We start from the raw sequence: 21646 nt of genomic DNA on the forward strand, positions 1-21646 counted from the left end.
CCCGAACGGAAGAACGCTTTTCGATCAGTGCCCATGGGGCACGGTCTGGCTTTTATGCCGTTACGCCGGCCGCATCGTTGCGCCCGGTGAAGACGCCGCGCCTGCCCAATCTCTTTCTCGCCAGGTATCGCGACCGGGGCAACAGCGCCAAGGCGCTGTCACATCGCCGTGTCCGCACGACGATACCGTAACAGCGGCTTTTCCCTTTCCTGAGCCACGCGAAGCGGACGGTTTGCGCCTCCTCATCGCGTTTTCGTCGCATTGCCGGTTTGCGCCGGCGGCCATCCACCGCACAAGACAGGTCCCGCATGTCCCTTACGACGCCGTATTATCTGATCGACAAGTCGAAGCTTCTCGCCAACATGGAAAAGATCGCGCGGCTGCGCGAGCTGTCCGGGGCGAAGGCGCTGCTGGCGCTGAAGTGCTTCGCCACCTGGTCGGTCTTCGATTTCATGCGCGACTACATGGACGGAACGACCTCCTCGTCGTTGAATGAGGTGCGCCTGGGGCACGAGCGGTTCGGCAAGGAAACCCACGCCTACTCCGTCGCCTATGCCGATTACGAGATCGACGAGGTGATCAGCCACGCCGACAAGATCATCTTCAACTCCATCGGCCAGCTCGACCGGTTCTCCGACAAGGCGGCCGGCATCGTGCGGGGCCTGCGTCTCAATCCCGGTATCTCCTCGTCGAGCTTCGACCTTGCCGACCCTGCTCGCCCCTTCTCGCGCCTCGGCGAATGGGATGTGAAAAAGGTCGAGCCGGTGATGGACCGCGTCTCGGGCTTCATGATCCACAACAACTGCGAGAACGGTGATTTCGACCTGTTCGATCGCATGCTGGGCACGATCGAGGATAAGTTCGCACCGCTGTTGAAGAAGGCCGAATGGGTGAGCCTCGGCGGCGGCATCCACTTCACGGGCGAGAACTATCCGCTGGAACGATTCGCGGAGCGGCTGAAGCGCTTTGCCGGTGAATACGGCGTGCAGGTCTATCTCGAGCCGGGCGAAGCCTCGATCACCAAGTCGACCTCGCTGGAGGTGACGGTGCTCGACATCCTCAACAACGGCAAGGACCTCGCCATCGTCGATTCGTCGATCGAGGCGCACATGCTCGATCTCCTGATCTACCGCGAGAACGCCAAGCTTTCGCCCAACACCGGCCCGCACCGCTACATGGTCTGCGGCAAGTCGTGCCTGGCCGGCGATATCTTCGGCGAATTCAACTTCGAGAACCGCCTGAAGGTCGGCGACCGCATCTCCGTTCAGGATGCGGCCGGCTATACGATGGTCAAGAAGAACTGGTTCAACGGCGTGAAAATGCCGGCGATCGCCATCCGCGAACTGGATGGCAGCATCCGCACCGTCCGCGAATTCGACTACGCGGATTACGAAGCAAGCCTTTCCTAAATCTCCCCCATCAACCCCAGAAGGAGCTATTCCGGGACATGAAGAAAAACGTGCTCATCATCGGCGCCGGCGGCGTTGCACAGGTCGTGGCGCACAAATGCGCCCAGAACAACGACGTGCTCGGCGACATCCACATCGCTTCGCGCACCAAGGCGAAGTGCGACAAGATCATCGCGTCCGTTCATGAGAAGAACGCGATGAAGCAGCCGGGCGTTCTCGAAGGCCATGCGCTCGACGCGCTGGATATCGAAGCCACCAAGGCGCTGATCACGTCCACGAAGTCGCAGATCGTCATCAATGTCGGCACCGCCTTCCTCAACATGTCGGTGCTGCGCGCCTGCATGGATACCGGCGTCGCCTATATCGACACGGCGATCCACGAAGAGCCGGGCAAGATCTGCGAGACGCCGCCGTGGTACGGGAACTACGAGTGGAAGCGTGCGGCCGAATGCGAGGAGAAGGGCATCACCGCCATCCTCGGCGCCGGCTTCGACCCGGGCGTCGTCAACGCCTATGCCAAGCTCGCCAAGGACGAATATCTCGACAAGGTGACGGATGTCGACATCGTCGACATCAATGCCGGCAGCCACGGCAAGTACTTCGCCACGAACTTCGACCCGGAAATCAATTTCCGCGAATTCACCGGCGTCGTCTACTCCTGGCAGAACGGCCAGTGGCAGACCAACAAGATGTTCGAAATCGGCAAGGATTACGACCTGCCGGTCGTCGGCACGCGCCGCGCCTATCTCTGCGGCCATGACGAGGTGCACTCGCTCGCCAAGAACATGGACGGCGCGAACGTCCGCTTCTGGATGGGCTTCGGCGATCACTACATCAACGTCTTCACGGTGCTGAAGAACCTCGGCCTGCTTTCCGAGCAGCCGGTCAAGACGGCGGAAGGCCTGGAAGTCGTGCCGCTCAAGGTCGTCAAGGCCGTGCTGCCCGATCCGGCGTCGCTCGCCCCCGGTTACGAAGGCAAGACCTGCATCGGCGACTATGTGAAGGGCCTGAAGGACGGCAAGGAAAAGACCGTCTTCATCTACAACGTGGCCGACCACAAGGAAGCCTATGAGGAAGTCGGTTCGCAGGGCATTTCCTACACTGCCGGCGTTCCGCCCGTCGCCGCCGCGATGCTCGTCGCCACCGGCGAGTGGGACGTGAAGAAGATGGCCAATGTGGAGGAACTGCCGCCGAAGCCGTTCATCAACCTCCTGAACCGCATCGGCCTGCCGACGCGCATCCAGGACGAGGACGGCGATCGCGCCGTCAGCTTCTAAGATATGAGAAGGCCGGCGCAAGCCGGCCTTTTTCGTTTCAGGCGATGGTCTCGATCTCGAGTTCCTGCTCGCCCACCGTGACGACATCGCCGACGGCCTTGCCGATCAGCTTGCGCGCGACGGGCGAGACATAGGAGATCGAGCCCGCCTTGGGGTCGGCCTCGTCCTCGCCGACGATACGGTAGGTCTGCACGCGCCCGTCATCGCGGCTGAAAGTCACGGTGCTGCCGAAGGCGACGACATCGTTCGCGGTCGGCGCCGGCACGAGCTGGGCCGTGCGCAGCCGTTCTGCGAGATAGCGCAGATCACGCACGGGACCGGCCGTCTGGCGGCGGCGTTCGTTCACATCCTCAAGCGCATTGGCCGCCTCGAACGCCTCGCGCGCGGCCTGCAGCTGCGCCTCGAGCGCCTTCAGGCCCGTTTCCGTGACGAGGTTCTGATGCGGCGAGATGGGCCGATCCGGCAGCTGGGTTTCCGCTGCTGTTTCCGCACTCTCTTCCTTGACGAAGGCAACGCTCACACCTGAACTCCGTTTGACGACCGACGTCACTATGTAGGGTCGTTCGACTGCTTTGCAAAGCGCTGCATGCGGGCGGGATGCAAGGGATTTCAGACGAAGCGGCGGCGGTGGACGCTGTACGCCGCGAACGCGCTCATCACCGCCAGCGCATACCAGGTCAGCGCATAGACGAGGTGGCTGTTGCGGAATGTGACGACGGTCAGGCCGCCGACCGGCAGGCCGCCCGGATTGGGCGTTGCATCCGCGTCGATGAAATAGGGCGCGACATTCTCAAGCCCCTTGGCCGCAGCGATGGCGGCCACGTCGCGGGAGAACCAGCGGTCGGCCGCGGGATCATTGGCGCGCAGGAAACCGCCGCCCGGCTCGCTGATCCGCAGCAGGCCCGTCACCGTGACCGGACCGGCGGCCAGTTCGCTGCCGAGGCGTGCATCCTCGCCGCTGCGGTCGGCGGGAACGAAACCGCGATTGATGAGGATCGTCCGGGCGCCATCGGCCCGAAGCGGCGTCATCACCCAGAAGCCCGCGCCGCGCTCCGTAACGGCCTGGACGAGCGCGGTCTTGTCGTGTTCGAAAAGACCAATGGCTGTGACATGGCGATATTCGTCCGCGGCGGCATCCACGGGACCCGCAGGCGCCGTTACCGGCGCGGCATGGACCCGGGCATCCACCCGCGCGATCAGGTCGAGCTTCCAGAAGAGCCGCTGCACCTGCCAAGTGCCGAGCCCCACGAACACCGCCACGAGCAGGACGAGGAACGCCGTGAGAACCTTGCGGGCGCGCGGCGATGGTTGCCCGCCGTCCTGCGGCCTTGGCTGATGCGTCTGCATGCCGGTCCCGCTCGTCAGGGCATGTTCTTCATCATCTCATGGGTCATGGGCATCATGTTCGTGTTGAGGTGATGCATGACCCAGAGCGAACCCGCAATGGCGATGCCGACGATGACGAGCGTGAAGATCAGCGCCATCATCGTCCAGCCGCCCTCGGAACGCGTGTTCATGTGCAGGAAGTAGATCATGTGCACGAAGATCTGCACGACGCCGATACCCATGACGAGAACGGCGGTCAGGAGCTTGCTGTCGAGCACGCCGCCCATGACCAGCCAGAAGGGAATGGCCGTGAGAATGACCGACAGGATGAAGCCCGTCACGTAGCTCTTGAAGGACCCGTGGGCGGCCTCATGACCGTGGCTGTGGGCGTGATGCACGTCAGACGCGCTTTCGTGATGCGAGCTCATCCGAGGACTCCCAGCAGATAGACGAAGGAGAAGACGCCGATCCAGATGACGTCCAGGAAGTGCCAGAACATCGACAGGCACATCAGCCGGCGGCGGTTTTCCGGGATCAGGCCGCGTTTCGACACCTGCACCATCAGCGTGACCAGCCAGATGAGACCGAAGGTGACGTGCAGGCCGTGCGTTCCCACCAGCGTGAAGAAGGACGACAGGAAGGCCGAGCGGGTCGGCCCCGCGCCTTCGGCAATGAGATGGTGGAACTCATAGATTTCCACCGCCAGGAAGGCCGCGCCGAAGAGGCCGGTAATGCCGAGCCAGACGAGCGTTTCCATCTTGGCGCCACGCTCCATCTGCAGCATGGCAAAGCCATAGGTGATGGAGGAGAACAGCAGCAGCGCCGTGTTGATGGCGACGAGGTTGAGATCGAACAGGTCCGCCGGCGACGGGCCGGCCGCATAGTTGCGGCCGAGCACGCCGTGCGTGGCAAACAGCACGGCGAAGATGAGGCAGTCGCTCATCAGGTAAAGCCAGAAACCCAGATTGGTGCTGTTTTCCGGGTGGTGGTCTTCCGTCAGGTAGAACTGCGGCTTTTCGGTTTCTTGGACTTGGGTCGCGCTCATGGCTCAGGTCCGTTCTGCAAGCAGTTTGGTGCGCGCATCTTCCGTGGCCGTCACGGTCTCGGCGGGGATGAAGAAGTCGCGGTCGTAGTTGAAGGTGTGGGCGATCGACACTGCGATAAGCGCGATGAAGGCAACGGCCGCCAGCCACCAGATGTACCAGATCAGGGCGAAGGCCAGCACGATGCTGATGCCGGAGAGGATGACACCCGTGCCGGTGTTCTTCGGCATGTGGATCGGCTTGAAGCCTTCGAGCGGACGCTCGTAGCCGCGGTTCTTCATGTCGTACCAGCTGTCGTGATCGTGCACGACCGGCGTGAAGGCGAAGTTGTAGTCCGGCGGCGGCGAGGACGTCGACCACTCCAGCGTACGGCCGTTCCACGGGTCGCCGGTATCGCAACGCAGCTGGTCGCGCTTCAGGTAGCTCACGACGAGCTGGATGATGAAGGAGGCGATGCCGATGGCGATCAGCGCGGCACCGAAGGCAGCGATGATGAACCAGATCTGCAGCGACGGGTCCTCGAACTGGCTGACGCGGCGCGTCACACCCATCAGGCCGAGCACATAGAGCGGCATGAAGGCGAAGAAGAAGCCGATCTGCCAGAACCAGAAGCTCATCTTGCCCCAGAAGGGATCGAGCTTGTAGCCGAAGGCCTTCGGGAACCAGTAGACGACGCCCGCCATCAGGCCGAACAGCACGCCGCCGATGATGACGTTGTGGAAATGGGCGATCAGGAACAGCGAGTTGTGCAGCACGAAGTCGGCCGGCGGAATCGCGAGCATCACGCCCGTCATGCCGCCGATGACGAAGGTCACCATGAAGCCGATCGTCCACAGCATGGGCACTTCGTAGCGGATGCGCCCGCGATACATGGTGAAGAGCCAGTTGAACATCTTCGCCCCCGTCGGGATCGAGATGATCATGGTGGTGATGCCGAAGAAGGCGTTCACCGACGCGCCCGAGCCCATCGTGAAGAAGTGGTGCAGCCACACGAGATAGGACAGGATCATGATGACGCAGGTGGCGTAGACCATCGAGGCGTAGCCGAAGAGGCGCTTGCCGCTGAAGGTGGCGACCACCTCGGAGAAGATGCCGAAGGCCGGCAGGACGAGGATATAGACCTCCGGGTGGCCCCAGATCCAGATGAGGTTGATATACATCATCGGGTTGCCGCCGAGATCGTTCGTGAAGAAGTTCGTATCGACGTAGCGGTCGAGCGACAGCAGCGCGAGCGTGGCGGTGAGGATCGGGAAGGTGGCGACGATGAGGATGTTGGTGCAGAGCGACGTCCAGGTGAAGATCGGCATCTTCATGAAGGTCATGCCGGGCGCGCGCATCTTCACGATGGTCGCGATGAGGTTGATGCCGGACAGCGTGGTGCCCACGCCCGCCACCTGAAGGCCCCATATGTAATAATCGACACCGACGCCCGGACTGTAATCGGCGCCAGACAGCGGCGGATAGGCCAGCCAGCCGGTGCGGGCGAACTCGCCCACGAACAGCGACATCATGATGATGACGGCACCGGCCGTCGTCATCCAGAAGGAGAAGTTGTTGAGGAACGGGAACGAGACGTCGCGCGCGCCGATCTGCAACGGCACGACATAGTTCATGAAGCCGGTGACGAAGGGCATCGCCACGAAGAAGATCATGATCACGCCATGGGCGGTGAAGATCTGGTCGTAGTGGTGCGGGTTGAGGTAGCCCTCGTTGCCATTGAAGGCGATCGCCTGCTGGATGCGCATCATGATGGCGTCGGCAAAGCCGCGCAGCAGCATGATGATGGCGAGGATGATGTACATGATGCCGATCTTCTTGTGATCGACGCTCGTGAACCATTCGTTCCAGAGATAGCCCCAGAGCTTGAACTTCGTGATCAGGCCCAGGATGGCGAGGCCGCCGAGCGCCACGACCGCAAAGGTCACGACAAGGATCGGCTCGTGATAGGGGATCGCTTCCCAGGTAAGCCGGCCGAAGATGAATTGCGTGAGGCTGATGTCACCGAACATGGGGTGGTCCAAACTTTACAGACTGCGGCCCGGGACTGGCAGGCCATGGGTTTCTACAGATACGCCGGAACCGCGGGAGCCGGTTGCGGCAGGCGCGGGCGCTACTGCGTCGCGCGCGGGCTGTACTTCATGAACTCGGTCGCCGGCAGCTTGCCGTCCGCATCCAGCGTCAGGGCCTCGCCGGGCTCGGTGCGGCAGATATCCTGCTCGAGAGAGGCGACCAGTTGTTCGACGGGGATGTCGCTCTTCGGGCGGGCCTCGCTGACGAAGCGGTCGTCGTGGCGCAGGCGCTCCTTGTTGTCGTGGCTGTCCTTGCCGCCGCCGCCCATCATGTCGATGTGCATCATGTCCTTCATGCACATCTGGCCTTCGCGCACGCACATGTTGAGCACGGCCTCGTAGAGCCCGTCATCGACGGTTGCGAAGTAGCGGACGGGTTCCTTCGCGCTCGGCTTTTCGAGCTTCAGGTAAGCGTCGCGGTTGAGCGCGGTTCCGTTCTGCTTGACGCGGGCGACCCAGGCATCGAAGCCCGCCTGGTCGACGCCGTGGAACTTGAAGCGCATGTGCGAGAAGCCGTCGCCGCTGAAATTGGACGAGAGGCCGTCATACTCGCCGGGCTTGTTGATGACGGCGTGCAGCTTCGTCTCCATGCCCGGCATCGTATAGATCATGCCGGCAAGCGCGGGGATGTAGAACGAGTTCATGACCGAGGAGGCCGTGAGCTTGAAGTTGATCGGCACATCGACGGGAGCCGCCATCTCGTTGACGGTGGCGATGCCGTAATCCGGATAGAAGAACAGCCATTTCCAGTCGAGCGCGACGACCTCCACGGTGATCGGCTTCATCTCCTCCGTCACCGGCCGCGCCGCGTCGATGCGGTCGAGCGGACGATAGGGATCGAGCTTGTGGGTGCTGACCCAGGTGATGGCGCCCAGCGCGATGATGATGGCGAGCGGCGCCGACCAGATCACCACTTCCAGGCCGGTGGAATGGTGCCATTCCGGATCGTATTTGGCGGCCGTGTTCGACTGGCGGTACCGCCAGGCGAAAAACAGCGTGAGGAAAATCACGGGAATGATGATCACCAGCATCAGGATCGTCGAGATGACGATCAGGTCCCTTTGCTGCGCCGCAATATCACCGGATGGAGACATGACGACGAGATCACAACCACTCAAAGTGGCGAGCATAAGGGCAAAAACGGTGAATCGACTGGCTAAACTGAATTGCTTCGGCATTTCGGCCTCAACTTGCGTTCTGTCTAGTCGGCAATAATCGGGCACAAACGGCTTTGGAAGTGAGGTCCATCGTCGCAGCGCAGCATTCTGTCGCAGGAGGGTAGTCAATAAGGGGCTATCTGTCGATGCGCGATTGTACTAGCGCAATAGAAATGCCCTCTGTCAATTCGCAGACCCGGTGACTCATTTGCAAGGTAGTCCTTGCCATCGGCCAACGATTGATCAACATTCTAACCACATGACGCAAATCCATACGGAGGAGTTCATGAGTTCGGCCGTCAATCCCACCTCGTCCGGTCTGGAGCGCGACGCGCGCCGCATGCATGAGGACGACAAGCCGCTGTCGCCCGGCAGCGTCGCCATCGGCGTGGTCATCGGCCGAACCTCCGAGTTCTTCGATTTCTTCGTCTACGGCCTCGGCTCCATCCTGGTCTTTCCCAAGCTCATCTTCCCCTTCGCGCCCAATCCGGTGGTCGCGACGCTGATGTCCTTCGCGCTGTTCCCGCTGGCCTTCCTCGCCCGCCCGGTCGGCTCCTTCGTCTTCATGTGGATCGACCGCAATTACGGACGCGGCACGAAGCTGACGACGGCGCTCGTCATCCTCGGCGGCTCGACGGCGTCCATCGCCTTCCTGCCGGGTTACGACACGATCGGCTATTGGGCCGTGGCGCTTCTGGCGCTCTTCCGTCTCGGACAGGGCTTTGCGCTCGGCGGCGCGTGGGACGGCCTCGCCTCGCTGCTCAACCTCAGCGCCCCGGACAACCGCCGCGGCTGGTACGCGATGATCCCGCAGCTCGGCGCGCCCATCGGCTTTGCGCTGGCCAGCGTCCTGTTCGGCTATTTCGTCAGCACGCTGTCGCAGGAGGATTTCATCTCGTGGGGCTGGCGTTATCCCTTCTTCGTGGCCTTCGCGATCAACGTTGTGGCGCTCTTCGCGCGCCTGCGCATCGTCGCCAGCAAGGAATTCGGCGCGGCGATGGAAGCGCAGGAGCTGCAGGCGCGACCGGTGTTCGAAATGCTGAGCAAGCACAGCACGGACGTCGTTCTCGGCGCCTTCGTGCCGCTGGCAAGCTTCGCGATGTTCCACCTCGTCACTATCTTCCCGCTCTCCTGGGTCACGCTGACGGGCGGGCAGTCGGCCGCACAGTTCCTGTGGGTGCAGGTTGCGGGTGCGGCACTCGGCGCGGTCGGCATCGTGCTGTCGGGCGTGCTCGCCGACCGGATCGGCCGGCGCAACCAGCTGATGGCCGGCGCGATCCTGATCGCGATCTTCTCCTTCTCCGCACCGTTCCTGCTGGATGCGGGCGGCAAGGGACAGGATGCCTTCATCCTGATCGGCTTCTTCATCCTGGGCCTGAGCTTCGGCCAGTCCTCGGGCGCGGTGTCCTCGCGCTTCTCGCAGCCCTACCGCTATACCGGCGCCGCCCTCACCTCCGATCTCGCCTGGCTGGTCGGCGCGGGCTTCGCACCGCTGGTGGCGCTCGGGCTTGCCAGCAGCTTTGGCATCATCTTCATCGGCGGCTACCTGATCTCGGGCGCGATCTGCACCATCGCAGCACTCACCCTGACGAGGGCGCTCGACCGCACCTGACGCCGGTTCGGCGTCAGTCCGTGCTCAGCGCAACCGCCGGCTGGAGGCGCGAGGCATTGCGGGCCGGCAGGTAGCCGAAGACCAGACCGGTCAGGAACGAGCAGGCGAAGGCCAGCGCGACAGGTCCGACGGTGAAGCTCACCGGCATGCCGAAGGCCTGGGCAATGCCGCCGATGGACAGGCCCAGCACGACACCGATGGCGCCGCCGATCGCCGAGACGACCAGCGCCTCGATGAGGAACTGCAACAGGATATCGCGCTGACGCGCACCCGTCGCCATGCGCACGCCGATCTCGCGGGTGCGTTCGCGCACGCTGACCAGCATGATGTTCATCACCCCGATGCCGCCGACGAGCAGCGAGATCGCGGCGACCGAACCCAGGAACAGCTTCATGGTGTTCGACGTCTCGGTGAAGGCCTCGCGCACCGAGGACATGTTGGTGATCTGCGTATCCTGCGCCTTGTGGCGCTCGTCGAGCAGTGCCTGAATGGTGTCCTGCGTCTGATCGATGGCGCTGGCGTCCTGCACCTGCACGGTGATCGTGCGCACGTTGCGCTGGCCGAAGAGCCGCATGCTGCCGGTCGACAGCGGCACGAGCATCACGTCATCCTGATCGTTGCCGCCGGCGGTCGCGCCCATTTCCGCCATGACGCCAATCACCTGGAAAGGAATCTTGTTGACCAGCACATACTGGCCGAGCGGATTTTCGCCGTTGGTGAACAGCGTCCTGGCGACCGTCTGGCCCAGCACGACGACCGGGGCGTAGGTGCTCATGTCCTCGGCATTGATGAATTCACCCGAGGCCACGGCCCAGGATTTCGCTCGCGGAAACGCCGGCACCGTGCCGTTGGCGGTCGTCTGGTAATCGATATTGCCGTAGCGCACGGTGACCGTGCTCGTCATTTCCGGCACGGCGAAGGCGACGTTCGGCACTTCGAGAATGGCGTCGGCATCTGCCGGTATGAGCGTCACCGGCGCACTCCCGCCACCGCGGAAATTGGCCATGCTCGGACGCACGAGCAGCAGGTCCGATCCCATCGCCGAGATACGGTCGAGCACCGAATTCTGCGCGCCCGTGCCAATCGCCAGCATCGCCACCACCGAGCCAACGCCGATCACGATGCCGAGCAGCGTGAGGACGGTGCGAAAGAGGTTTGCATGCAGGGCCCGGAACGCCATCTTGACCGCTTCGGAGAGGTCGGCGATCGCAGCTGAGCCTTCACGCACCGCCTTCTGCAGGCCGGCGGCGGCTGATGACGCGGACCGCGGCTTTCGCGCCTGGTCGGAGATGATGGTACCGTCGCGGATTTCGATCAACCGGTCTGCGGCTTCCGCCACCTCGCGCGAGTGGGTGATCAGGATGACCGTGTGGCCGTCCTCGTGCATCTTGCGCAAGAGCGCCATGACCTCCTGGCCGCTCTGGCTGTCGAGCGCGCCGGTCGGCTCGTCGGCGAGGATGACACGGCCGCCGTTCATCAGTGCGCGTGCGATGGAGACACGCTGCTGCTGGCCGCCCGAAAGCTGGTTGGGCCGATGATCCAGCCGATCGCCGAGCTTCAGCGAGCCGAGCAGCATTTCCGCCCGCTCCTGCCGGTCACGCGCCGGAAGGCCGGCATAGATCGCGGGGACCTCGACATTCTCCAGCGCGCTTGCCGTCGGGATGAGGTTATAGCTTTGGAACACGAAGCCGAAGGTGCGGCGGCGGAGCGCCGCGAGGTCGTCGCTGTCGATATCGGAAACCGGCTCGCCGTCGATGCGGTAATCGCCGCTCGTCGGCTGGTCGAGACAGCCGAGGATGTTCATCAGCGTCGACTTGCCGGAACCGGACTGGCCGATGATGGCGACGAATTCCCCGGCCTCGATATCCAGCGAGACGCCGTGCAGCACCTCCACGGCGAAACCGTCGTTGAAATAGGTCTTGGTGACGTCCCGGAGCGAGATCAGCGGTGCCATGTCAGCACCTCAGAACATCGGCGGCATGCGCATGCCGCGACCCTGCCCGCCCCTGCCGCCGCGGCCCGAACCGCCTTCCGATGTCGGGGTCACGACGACGCGTTCACCCTCTTCCAGCCCACTCTTGATCTCGACGCTGACGCGGTTGCGGATGCCGGTTTCGACGGAACGGGTCTCGGTTGCGCCGTTGGGCTTGACGACCGTCACTTCCGCCTGCGGCTTGCCGCCGCCTTCGGCGCGCTTCATGCTCACCGCGCCGTTCGGCACGATCAGCACGTCGCGCGCGGCGGCCTGCACGAAGAAGACCTGCGCACTCATGGAGGTCATCAGCTCGCCGTCGGGGTTCGGCACGTCGAACAACGCGTTGTAGAGAACGACGTTGTTTTCCACGGTCGGCGTCGGCTCGATCTGGCGCAGCGTGCCGTTGAAACGCTTGCCGGGCTGGCCCAGCAGCGTGAAATAAGCCTCCATGCCGACCTTCAGGCGGCCGACATCGGCCTCGGATACCTCGGCGCGCACCGTCATGGTCGAAAGGTCCGCAATGGTGACGATGGTGGGCGCTGACTGGGCGGCGTTCAGCGTCTGGCCTTCCTTCACCGGGTTGGAAACGACGGTGCCGGCCATGGGCGCATAGATCTTCGTGTAGCCGAGGTCCACGTCGTCGCCGGCAATGGTCGCCTGCTGCTTGCGGATCTGCGCCTCGGTCGCATTCACATCGGCCTCGGCGGCCGCCAGATCGGCGACGGCCTGGTCGAGCGCCTGCTGGGCGGCGGCGCTGCCGGCCACGAGATTGCGCTGGCGGGCTATATTGGCCTGCCTCAAGGTGAGCTGCGCCTTCTTGGATTCAAGCTGGGCCTGGAGATTGGCGAGTTCGGCGCGATTGATCTCCATGCGGTTTTCGATGGTCGCGGGGTCGATCTCGGCAAGCAGCGTATCCTTGTCGACCGTGTCGCCGATGGCGACATGCAGCACCTTCAGCTGGCCAGAGACCTGCGCGCCGGCATCGACGGACTTGACCGCTTCCAGCGTGCCAACGGCGGTGACGGCGTTCTCGATATCGCCGCGCACCACAGCCTCGGTGACGACGGCGGCTGCCGTGTCGGCGGGTGTGTAGGCCCGCCAGCCGTAATAGCCGGCTCCGGCGACAAGGACGGCAAGCCCCAGCCACAGCCATGCCCGCGAGCGTTTGCGCCGCCGCGGCGGCACCGCGCCGGGCATAAAGGTCACATTGGTCCGGCCCGCATCCTCGGCGGTCCTTGAGTCCTCTTTCGGTCGTGCGCTCTTGCTCATCCGTCTTCCAATGGTCGAGGCCATGCCTCCCTGTCCCTTACAAAGAGATGTGACACCGATGTCCCGAAAGGAGAACCCTTTGGGATCATTATATTTTCGTAATGTTTCCTGTAAGCGTGCCTGATGGCCCCGGCCGTGCCGGCTTAGCGACGCTCGGCGCGCAATTCCGCCAGCGCGCGGATTGCGTCCCGCCGGCCCGTCTCGCCCAGTGCCTCGAAGAGCCGGAAGGCGTCTCCCCGCATGCCGAGATTCTTGTAGGCATAGGCGCGCATGACCATCAGGTCGACCGGCTCGGCGCGGATTTGTTGGCGCTGGTCGAGATAGGCCAATGTCTCGCGGTAACGCTGCGCACGGAAGCTCGCGACGGCGCGGTCTGCAAGGATGGCGGACTGGAGTTCGGCGCCACGCCGCTGTTCGAGCTTCGCCTTGGTGGCGGCGACGGCGGCATCGCTGGTCAGGCCGGCACGCAGATAAGCGAGGCTCTGGCCATAGGCCGCATCGCTGCGCACCGTGCCCTGCCCGCCCAGCGCCACCTCGAAGGCCTGCGCGGCCTCCATGGGGCGGTTCCTTTCCATGAGGCACCAGCCCAGCGACAGGGCGCTGGCCGGCGGAAGGCCTGCCGGATCGCGCGTCGAGCGGCAATCGGCGCTCGCCGTGCTGCGTGTCGTCGTACGGACGGTGCGTTGCGTCCTCGTGGCAACCTCCTCGACGACCGCCGGGCGCTCCTCGGCCACGACATCGCGCTCAGGCAAGCGGCGGTCGGCCTGCACGAGGCGCTGCTCGCGCTCGCGGCGAAGGGGTGCCGCATCGTCGCCGGTATCGGCTTCGCCCAGCCGCGCGATGCGTTCCGAACGGCTTGCCCAGGCCTGCTTCACCGCCGCAAGCCCTGCCCTGTCCTCAAGACGAAGACGCGTCACGCCCAGACCATAGGCGGCGGGCTCGTAGTCCGCCTTCCAGCGCAGGACCTGCGAGAACCATTCCGCCGCCGTGCGGGGCTGGTCCATCGCGAGCGCGTACCAGCCGAACTGCTCGCCGGTTTCGGGGTGCTTTTCCTCCACCGTCACCTGCGCGATGCGGTTGAGCACCTTTGCATCGATGGTCGGCATCGGGTCGAGCGCCATCAGGTTGGCGGTCGCGGCGAGATAGGTTTCCATCGCCTGGTCGGAACTGGTGCGCCAGGCATACATCACGTCCTCCGCCTCCGCCGGCTGCTTGCGGGCGAGCAGGATGAGCGACAGGCCCTGGGCGGCCGAGGCGGAATCCTCGATCGAGCGCGCCTTGCGGAAGAAGGGTTCGGCCAGCGCATTCTCGTCGCGGCGCAGGTGATACCAGCCGAGCAGCAGCGCATCGGATGCAAGGCCGTCATCCGCCAGAAGCTTCTCGACGATCTTCAGATATTCCGACGCGACGGTCAGCTTCGGCTCATCGTCGCCTTCGCTGACGAAACGACGCGCGAGATCGGGACGGATCGGATCGAATTCCTTGGTGCCGTCGGCAGCGACACGCTCGCGCGCCAGGAGGTCCTGCATGTCGGCATAGCCGAGCACGGCGGCAGCCTTCTGCACCGTCGCAAGCCGGACCGGTCCGTCCGTGCAGTTGTCGAGCATGTAGCCGAAGGCATCCTTGGCGCGCGGCACGCGATCGACCTTCACGAAGGCCTCGGCGACGCGCCAGAGCACGTCGGCATCGCTGCAGGTCAGGAGGCTCGGCGTCTCTGCCCCGAGACGCACGACTTCCTGACTGTTGCCCGCATTGGAAGCCGCGATGAGCGCCGCCCGCTTTTCAGCAATATCGAGCCGCTCGACGAGGTCGGCCGGCGGTGTCCACTGCGGATCTTCCTTCTGGCGGGCGGCGATTGCCGCGCGGACATCGGCATAACGCGACTGGCTGTAGAGCGCCCACATCGCCTCGAGCTGCTTGTCCTCGTTCTCAGGGATGGCGAGGGGATTTTCCGGCGGGGTCCAGGTCGGATAGAGCGCGCGCAGGCGGGCGATCTCGGCGTTTAGCCGTACCGTGTCGCCGCGCGAGGCAAAGTAGCGCAGGGCGCTTTCATCGACCGCGGGCTTGGCCTGCGTCGTCTCGGCGGCCTGTGTCGTCTGGGTGGTTTGCGCCGTCGTCGTGGTCTGGTTGGCGGGAACCTGCTGCGCGTTTCCGTCGGCTTGCGCCAGCTCCACGCGCGGGCTCTTTTCCGTCTTCCCACGCCCGTCTGCACCCGCAGCCATGCGCAGCACATCCTGCGGCTGATCGCCGGGCAGGCGGAATGACAAGCCAGCGACGCTTGCCGCGCCGGCGGAAACGAGGACGAGCGCCATCAGGATCGACTTCATCCCGAATTTCCTTCGGTCATTATCCACACCCGGCTCCGGCTTACCCCGTGACGACACCATGCGTCATGAACGGCGGACACGGTCCTGTGTCCGTCATAAAGAGCCAACTCGCACCGATAAAAGCCCAGTAGGGTTAACCGACGGTAAACAGCGCGATCACAACTGCCGCCCGAACCGGCGCAAAAGCCCCCAGGTCGCCATGCCGAGGAGCAGCGAGAGGCCGCAAAACGCCAGCGCATAGGACAGGATGTTGGAGGACAGCCAGTTCGCCGCGATCAGGCGCATGTTCGAAAAGCTCCACGGCTGGGTCGGCACGAACCGGGCGCGGCTGACCGGCCACGTGTCGAGGCTGTCGGAGGCCTTGTCATCCAGTGACGCGTAACCATCCAGCTGCTGCCAGCGGGCATCCTGCGCCATCGCAGCCATACCCGCCTTGAGGCTCGCGCCCGTCGGCGCCGAAAGCACGGTCCATGTCGCCGTATGGTCCGGGCTGTCACCCTGGGCGATGAGGAACTGGGCGCTATCGTCGGGCACCACCTCCTGCTCTTCGCCCGGCAGCAACCGGAGCGACGAGAACGAGATGTCGAAGGTTTCCTGTAGCCAGGCCTGGAACGCCGCCACCTGGCTGCGCCATGCCCCGCCACGCACGCGTGACTGCCATTGGTCTATCGCCTCCTGCGTGCCGGCCTGCTGATTGTCGCCCGTCACCGGCGCGCCCCAGGTCGACGCACTTTCGGCGGCGATATGCGTCTGGCTGAGCACCAGCGGCGGAAGCTGCGACAACGTGCCGATCAGGATGGCGTTGCGATCGCCGATGGCAAGCGCCGAAGATTCCGGGCGAACCTGCAAGGCCCGGCCACCGGATACCGCAAGCCGGCCAAGGAACGTCGCGCCCGTCGAAAGCGTGTCGGAATCCAGGCGGTCGAGGTAGAGCGCCGCCGGTTCGGGCTGTCCGTTATAGGGGAACGCGGTTCCCGACAGCGCGGCAAGGTTGGGCATCTGCCCGATACGGGCGAAATTCGGCACGCGCAATTCGGAGGTGTCGAACAGCGCGAAGCGCGGCTCCTGCAAGGCGCTGGCGCCCGGCGCACAGACCGCATCGGCCTGCGTCAGGAGGATCGCCTCGATGTCGATGCGGTTGGGACCGGGCCGCAGATGCCGCATCGTCACGCGAATGGGAAGGTGACGGAAAATACCGCCGTTCCGGCTGTTGAACGGCACCGTGGAGGCGAGGTTGCCGTTGACGTAGACATCGAAATGGCTGCCTGGCAGCACATCGGGCGCATAGGCCGCATCGAGCAGCAGCGTCGCTTCGCCATAGGCGTCGGCGTAGAAATCCGAGGGAATGCCGATATCGAAGCCCGTGCGGAAACGGCGGCCGCTGAATTCGCCGGTGCGCACACCGAGCGCGGCCAGTGTCAGGGTGGTCTCTCCGTACACGAGCGGCATTTCGGCGGCATTGCGCTGGCGAACGCTGAGCGCTTCGCGCATGATCCCGAGCGGCCGGTCAATGGGCGAGACGATGCCCTCCACGGCACTTTCGATGGACGGCCAGTCGGGACCGCTGACGGCAAGCACCTTGCCGTCACCTGCGGGAGCATCGACAAAGGTCGCGACGGCGGAGCTTCCGGCCGTCGCCGGGAGGCGTGGCAGGATCGGCGTCAGATCGCCGGCCGTGCCCATCACGACCGCCAGCTCGCCGGCGCCGAGCGTCGCCGGCATCGTATTGACGACATCGAAGGTCTGGTTGGGCATCTTCGCCATCATGGCGAGGCCCTGGCTGAGGCGCATAAGGGCGTTCGTGGCAGCGGGCTGGCCCATTTCCGGCAGGACCAGGATGAACTTCGTCTGCCCGGTCGGCCCGACGCCGATCGCCGGAATATCGTCCATGGTCTGCAAGCGGCCCGCCGGGGTGTCCGGCAGGGTCAGGAACGTGCGCGCGGGATCGATCGCCGTCCAGAGATCGTAGGTCGAGCGGATGGTGCAGTCGGTGCGGTGGCGGTGTGTCGCGTTGAACGTGACGCGATTGACGCCGGGACGCAGCAGGCCGGCCGGCAGTTTCAGTTGCACATCCTTCGTGCCTTCGGCCGATTGCACCGGCATTTCGCCGATGGGAACGTCGTTGACCACGATCGTCAGGCGCGAGGCTTCCGGCGCGACGACGACGGCGTTGGAATAGCCGAGGTTGAGCGCATCGGCGCCGGCCGCCTCATCCTTCGTGAGGTAGATCGGGAAGGAACGGCTGGCGACCTCGCCTTCCAGCATCAGCGACGGGGCCGACACGATGTAACGCCGCGCGGGCGGCTCCACGACCGGCTTCTGTTCCACCTGGGTCGTCGTGGGCGTGGGCGTGGGCGTGGTCGTGCCGCTGTCGCCCTCGTCCGGCTTCTTGTCGGCGGTCGGGCCACGCTCGCCCGACATGTCGAAGGGAACGGCAGCCTCCTGCGCGAATGTCGTGGAGGCCGAGAGCGCAAGAAACAGGCCGAGCCCCACGACCGCTGCTGGAGCGAACTTCACGACGTCGCCTCCCCCTTGCGCCCGCCCAGGCTGCGCACGAAGTAGATCAGGCCCCGGCTCGTCTGATAGGCGGCGATCCCGAGGAACCACAGCGTGCCGCGGAAGATGCCGGGATTATAACGGCGCGACACCTGGAAATCGCTCCACTGGTTGGAGTTGGCGAAGATGAGGTCCGCGACGAGCGAATGGTGCCGGGCATCCTGCGGCGTGAACCGGCAGCCGATCACCATGACGTTGCCGGTCGTCTCGGTGTTGCGGATTTCGACCGGCAGCGCTTCCTCGTGCTCCCCGCCATAAGGCTTGAAACGCAGGGCGCCCTCGGCGCCGGTCGCGATATCGTCCTCAAGGCCGAAGACCTGCACGCGGGCGCCGTTCGCCGACACGTTTTCGAGCGTGGCGGGATATTCGCGGCCCTCGCTAAGGAAGGTACAGCGGCGCTTGACGGTGACGCGCCGGCTTGCCGCCTTCTCGCTGCGCTCGGAGACGACGCCGAGCGCACAGCCGGCAATCAGCAGGTTGAGCAGGTTCCAGGCGCCGACGACGAAGGTGACGTCCGCCTTGTAGGGCTCTGCATAGAACCGGTAGATGCTCATGAGGAAGGCGATGAACAGCACGGCGAAGATGACGAAGAACGGACGGCTGATCTCCGACAGCCGCGCCACAGCGATCGACTCGTCCTTCGCCGTCACCTTGAATGTCGGCTTCGTGGGATTGAGCATCACCGACACGACGGCCGGCAGCAGATGCACGCTCTGCACATATTCATACAGTTCCGAAATCCACGGCCAGCGGAACGAGCCGTAGAGATAGTTCTGCATCATCAGGTTCACGAGCATGTAGGCAAGCGTGTACCCAAGGAACTCGCCGCCCGATGCGGTGAAGATCTCCAGATCGAAGAACAGGTAGAAGAGCGGCGCGAACAGGAAGATCGTGCGCGGGAACGGAAACAGCCAGAACAGCATGGACGACATGTAGCAGAGGCGCTGCGGCAGCGAGAGCCCGCGCTTGAAGAGCGGGAAGCGGAAGCGCAGGATCTGCATCATGCCCTGTGCCCACCGGCTGCGCTGGCCGATGAAGCTGGCGAAGGTGGCGGGCTGGAGCCCGGCGATCAGGGGCTTGTCGACATAGACGCTGTTCCAGCCGCGCGAATGCAGCGCCAGCGCCGTCTCGCAGTCTTCCGTGATCGAAAGACCGCTGAAGCCGCCCGCCTCGTTGAGCGCGGTGCGCCTGAGGACGGCGGCCGAGCCGCAGAAGAAGGACGCGTTCCACTTGTCGAGGCCGCGCTGGATGATGCCGTAGAACATCTCGTTTTCGCTGGGCATCTTCTCGAAGGTGCGCAGGTTGCGCTCCAGCGGGTCGGGGTTCAGGAAGAAGTGCGGCGTCTGGACGAGGAACAGCTTGGGATCGTCGGCGAAGTAACCGACCGTCTCGCGCAGGAAATCCCGCGCCGGCGCATGGTCCGCATCGAAGATGGCGATCAGCTCGCCCTTCGAATGAAGCATGCCGTTGTTCATGTTGCCGGCCTTGGCGTGTTCGTTGCGCGCACGCGTGAGATAGTTGACACCGAGATCGCGGCACAGCGCTTGCAGCTCGGCATGGCGCGCCGTCGCGATCTGCGCCTCCACGACGGCGGTCGCATTACGCTTCTGTTCCGTGCCGCCGTCGTCCAGCAGCCAGATCGTCATCTTGTCGGCGGGGTAGTCCATCGCCTTGGCGGCAGCGAGCGTATTGGCGAGAAGGCCGATGTCCTCGTTGTAGCTCGGCACGAAGACATCGACGCTGGGCAGCCTTTCAAGCGGCGTGACGCTGCCCTTGCGCGACGGCAACGGCAGCGCGACCACGAAGAGGCTGAGCGCCAGCATCATCACGCTGTACATTTCGGCGAGATAGAGCAGGAAGCCCGGAATGAAGTTTTCCAGCTGGTTGAGCGGCGGCAGCGTGCTGGTGGTGCGCCAGTAGACGTAGCGCAAGACGATGGCGGTGCCGAAGGCGAGCGCGATCAGCCGCCAGATGCCTTCCGCGCGCAGGACCTTGATCACCGCCATGAAGGTCACGACGGCAATGCTGGCGACAAGCTGGGTCTGGAGATTGATGGGGAGCGTGATGACGAGAATCACGAGAGCGGACACACATGCCCATAGTATGACGGTACCGCTATGTCTCATTTACCCATCCTTCGCCGTCATGGCGTGATCGCGAGACACTACCCGCAAGACGGTTAAGGAGAAATTAGGACTCAACCGACTTCAGTTGCAGCTCGCCGCCCCGCCCTCGCCCGTGGCGCAGACAGGCGACGGCACGACGACCGCTTCGCCGCCGGAAACCGTAGCACCACCCGACGGCGAGGGAACGACGACCGCGTTCCCGCTGGTATCGGCGGCCGTCTGCGTCTTGCGCACGGGCGTTTCCGCCACAGTCCGCCGCGTCACGACCGCGCGATTGCGGGTGGGCGTGGCCACCGTCGTCGTCGGTTCCTCGAAGACGGGCCGCAGGGGTTCACCACCACCGATCTGGCTGTCGACGGGGGCAGGTCTGCCATAGGGGTTCCAGGCGACGCCGGCAAACCCGCCGACGACCGTGTAGCCATACATCAGCTCGACCAGTTCCCTCTCGGAGGCGCCCGACTGGCAAACGCGCAGGCGGATCTGGAGCATGCCGAGTTCGCGCAGCCTGTCGCGATCGGACACATCGGAGCGAACCTGCTGCCATCCGTAGAGGCAGCCGTCGTCGCCCGCGCCCAGCCCATAGGCGTAGCCGAACGGGCCGAAGCTGTTGCGCACGAAATTGGTGGAGATCACGAGCTGGCGGCCGGGAAAATACTTGCGGATCTCCCCGCGGATCGCGCCCTGCTGCACGGGCTTGAAAGCGAGCGCGCCCGCGGGCCGCGCCACGGTTTCCGCCGGGCCGAAGGCCTGGATGCTGATGAAATTCTGCCCGGATGTGGCCGCCGTCGTCGAAAGCGCGATCTGCTGTTCGATGGCGTTGGTATATTGACGCTGGATGACGCTGACGATCGAAAGCGTGCCCGGAGCGGGCAGCACAAGCGCGCTCGTCGCGGGCACCGTGGTCGACATCGAGTCCACACCCGCGCCGGGACGCGCCGCACAACCGGCGCCAGCCAGCGCAGCAAGCACCGTCAGCAGCGATGCCGCACGAAGCAGCCGGCCGCCACGACGGAAAAACAGAATCGCCGCCGAATCATCCATGACCTAGTCATATTTCGCTGCGCGGCAAATAGAAATCCCAAGATCTCACGTCACGAAGGCCTGATCGAGTCTCATCTTCATGCGTATGACAGTATCGAAGGCGTTGCCGCCTTGCCGTCTTGTGAGAAACAAGCCAGTGCAGCGACAGAACTCCACCGGCCCGCCGCCGCCGGCATCGCCGCCTATACCCCGCAAAAAATCGAGAGTGCCGTCGGTGAACTGCCCCCACTTTCGACCGGACAGTCGGCATAAGCAGAAAGGCTCAAGCACAGGCTTGAGGACAGGCTTATGTCTAACGCATATCGACACGTTGAATTGCTGACCGGTGATGTCCGCCGCAGGCGGTGGACAACCGAGCAAAAGCTGACGATCATTGAGCAGAGTTTCGAACCAGGCGAGACGGTATCTTCGACCGCTCGCCGCCATGGCGTCGCGCCCAATCTGCTTTATCGGTGGCGC

Annotated in this window: 16 protein-coding genes; 4 read left to right on the forward strand and 12 right to left on the reverse strand. The window is 64.2% G+C overall.

All coding sequences use genetic code 11. From position 1 onward, the window contains the following. The first annotated feature begins 308 nt into the window (after window positions 1-308). Both B5M41_RS16630 and B5M41_RS16635 read left to right on the forward strand, forming a co-directional pair. Entirely contained in the window at window positions 309-1409 is a 1101-nt protein-coding gene (locus B5M41_RS16630; protein ID WP_134649013.1) for a carboxynorspermidine decarboxylase, read from the forward strand. 38 nt (window positions 1410-1447) lie between these two features. Then, window positions 1448-2686 (forward strand): saccharopine dehydrogenase family protein, encoded by a 1239-nt coding sequence (locus B5M41_RS16635; RefSeq protein ID WP_134649014.1) that lies wholly within the window; start codon window positions 1448-1450, stop codon window positions 2684-2686. Between the two features lie 37 nt (window positions 2687-2723). On the opposite strand, the gene greA is transcribed toward B5M41_RS16635, so the two are convergent. The 6 genes from greA to cyoA all read right to left on the reverse strand — a co-directional run bounded on the left by greA (window position 2724) and on the right by cyoA (window position 8302). Further along, window positions 2724-3206, reverse strand: a complete 483-nt coding sequence (greA, locus tag B5M41_RS16640) for a transcription elongation factor GreA (RefSeq protein WP_134649015.1) — start codon at window positions 3204-3206, stop codon at window positions 2724-2726. An 89-nt stretch (window positions 3207-3295) separates the two neighbouring features. After that, window positions 3296-4033, reverse strand: coding sequence for an SURF1 family protein (locus B5M41_RS16645; RefSeq protein ID WP_134649016.1), 738 nt, complete (start codon window positions 4031-4033; stop codon window positions 3296-3298). A gap of 14 nt (window positions 4034-4047) precedes the next feature. After that, complete coding sequence (gene cyoD, locus B5M41_RS16650) at window positions 4048-4440, reverse strand: cytochrome o ubiquinol oxidase subunit IV (protein ID WP_134649017.1); 393 nt, start codon at window positions 4438-4440, stop codon at window positions 4048-4050. Further along, window positions 4437-5057 carry a cytochrome o ubiquinol oxidase subunit III gene (gene cyoC, locus B5M41_RS16655; protein WP_134649018.1) on the reverse strand — a complete coding sequence of 207 codons (621 nt, stop codon included), beginning with the start codon at window positions 5055-5057 and terminating at the stop codon, window positions 4437-4439. Before cyoC ends, cyoD begins: the two co-directional genes overlap by 4 nt. A gap of 3 nt (window positions 5058-5060) precedes the next feature. After that, complete coding sequence (cyoB, locus tag B5M41_RS16660; protein ID WP_134649019.1) at window positions 5061-7064, reverse strand: cytochrome o ubiquinol oxidase subunit I; 2004 nt, start codon at window positions 7062-7064, stop codon at window positions 5061-5063. A gap of 101 nt (window positions 7065-7165) precedes the next feature. Continuing rightward, window positions 7166-8302 carry a ubiquinol oxidase subunit II gene (gene cyoA / locus B5M41_RS16665; protein ID WP_370358729.1) on the reverse strand — a complete coding sequence of 379 codons (1137 nt, stop codon included), beginning with the start codon at window positions 8300-8302 and terminating at the stop codon, window positions 7166-7168. Between the two features lie 265 nt (window positions 8303-8567). Between cyoA and B5M41_RS16670 the strand changes: the two genes are divergently transcribed. Further along, window positions 8568-9893, forward strand: a complete 1326-nt coding sequence (locus B5M41_RS16670) for an MFS transporter (RefSeq protein WP_134649021.1) — start codon at window positions 8568-8570, stop codon at window positions 9891-9893. A gap of 13 nt (window positions 9894-9906) precedes the next feature. On the opposite strand, the gene B5M41_RS16675 is transcribed toward B5M41_RS16670, so the two are convergent. From B5M41_RS16675 to bcsN, 6 genes are all read right to left on the reverse strand, one after another. Continuing rightward, window positions 9907-11847, reverse strand: a complete 1941-nt coding sequence (locus tag B5M41_RS16675; RefSeq protein WP_134649022.1) for a MacB family efflux pump subunit — start codon at window positions 11845-11847, stop codon at window positions 9907-9909. 9 nt (window positions 11848-11856) lie between these two features. Next, window positions 11857-13137: an efflux RND transporter periplasmic adaptor subunit gene (locus B5M41_RS16680; protein ID WP_134649023.1), complete on the reverse strand. Its 1281-nt coding sequence runs from the start codon at window positions 13135-13137 to the stop codon at window positions 11857-11859. Window positions 13138-13280: 143 nt separating this feature from the next. Beyond that, complete coding sequence (locus tag B5M41_RS16685) at window positions 13281-15464, reverse strand: cellulose synthase (RefSeq protein ID WP_134649024.1); 2184 nt, start codon at window positions 15462-15464, stop codon at window positions 13281-13283. Between the two features lie 156 nt (window positions 15465-15620). Then, window positions 15621-17981 carry a cellulose biosynthesis cyclic di-GMP-binding regulatory protein BcsB gene (locus B5M41_RS16690; RefSeq protein ID WP_230640141.1) on the reverse strand — a complete coding sequence of 787 codons (2361 nt, stop codon included), beginning with the start codon at window positions 17979-17981 and terminating at the stop codon, window positions 15621-15623. After that, a complete protein-coding gene (bcsA, locus tag B5M41_RS16695) occupies window positions 17978-20146 on the reverse strand; it encodes a UDP-forming cellulose synthase catalytic subunit (RefSeq protein ID WP_134649025.1) in 2169 nt (722 codons plus the stop codon). Before bcsA ends, B5M41_RS16690 begins: the two co-directional genes overlap by 4 nt. A gap of 81 nt (window positions 20147-20227) precedes the next feature. Then, complete coding sequence (gene bcsN / locus B5M41_RS16700; RefSeq protein WP_134649026.1) at window positions 20228-21187, reverse strand: cellulose biosynthesis protein BcsN; 960 nt, start codon at window positions 21185-21187, stop codon at window positions 20228-20230. Between the two features lie 288 nt (window positions 21188-21475). Between bcsN and B5M41_RS16705 the strand changes: the two genes are divergently transcribed. After that, a partial coding sequence (locus B5M41_RS16705; protein WP_230640143.1) for a transposase occupies window positions 21476-21646 on the forward strand: 171 nt, incomplete at its 3' end.

This window comes from Shinella sumterensis (assembly GCF_004514425.2).
Classification (GTDB): domain Bacteria; phylum Pseudomonadota; class Alphaproteobacteria; order Rhizobiales; family Rhizobiaceae; genus Shinella; species Shinella sumterensis.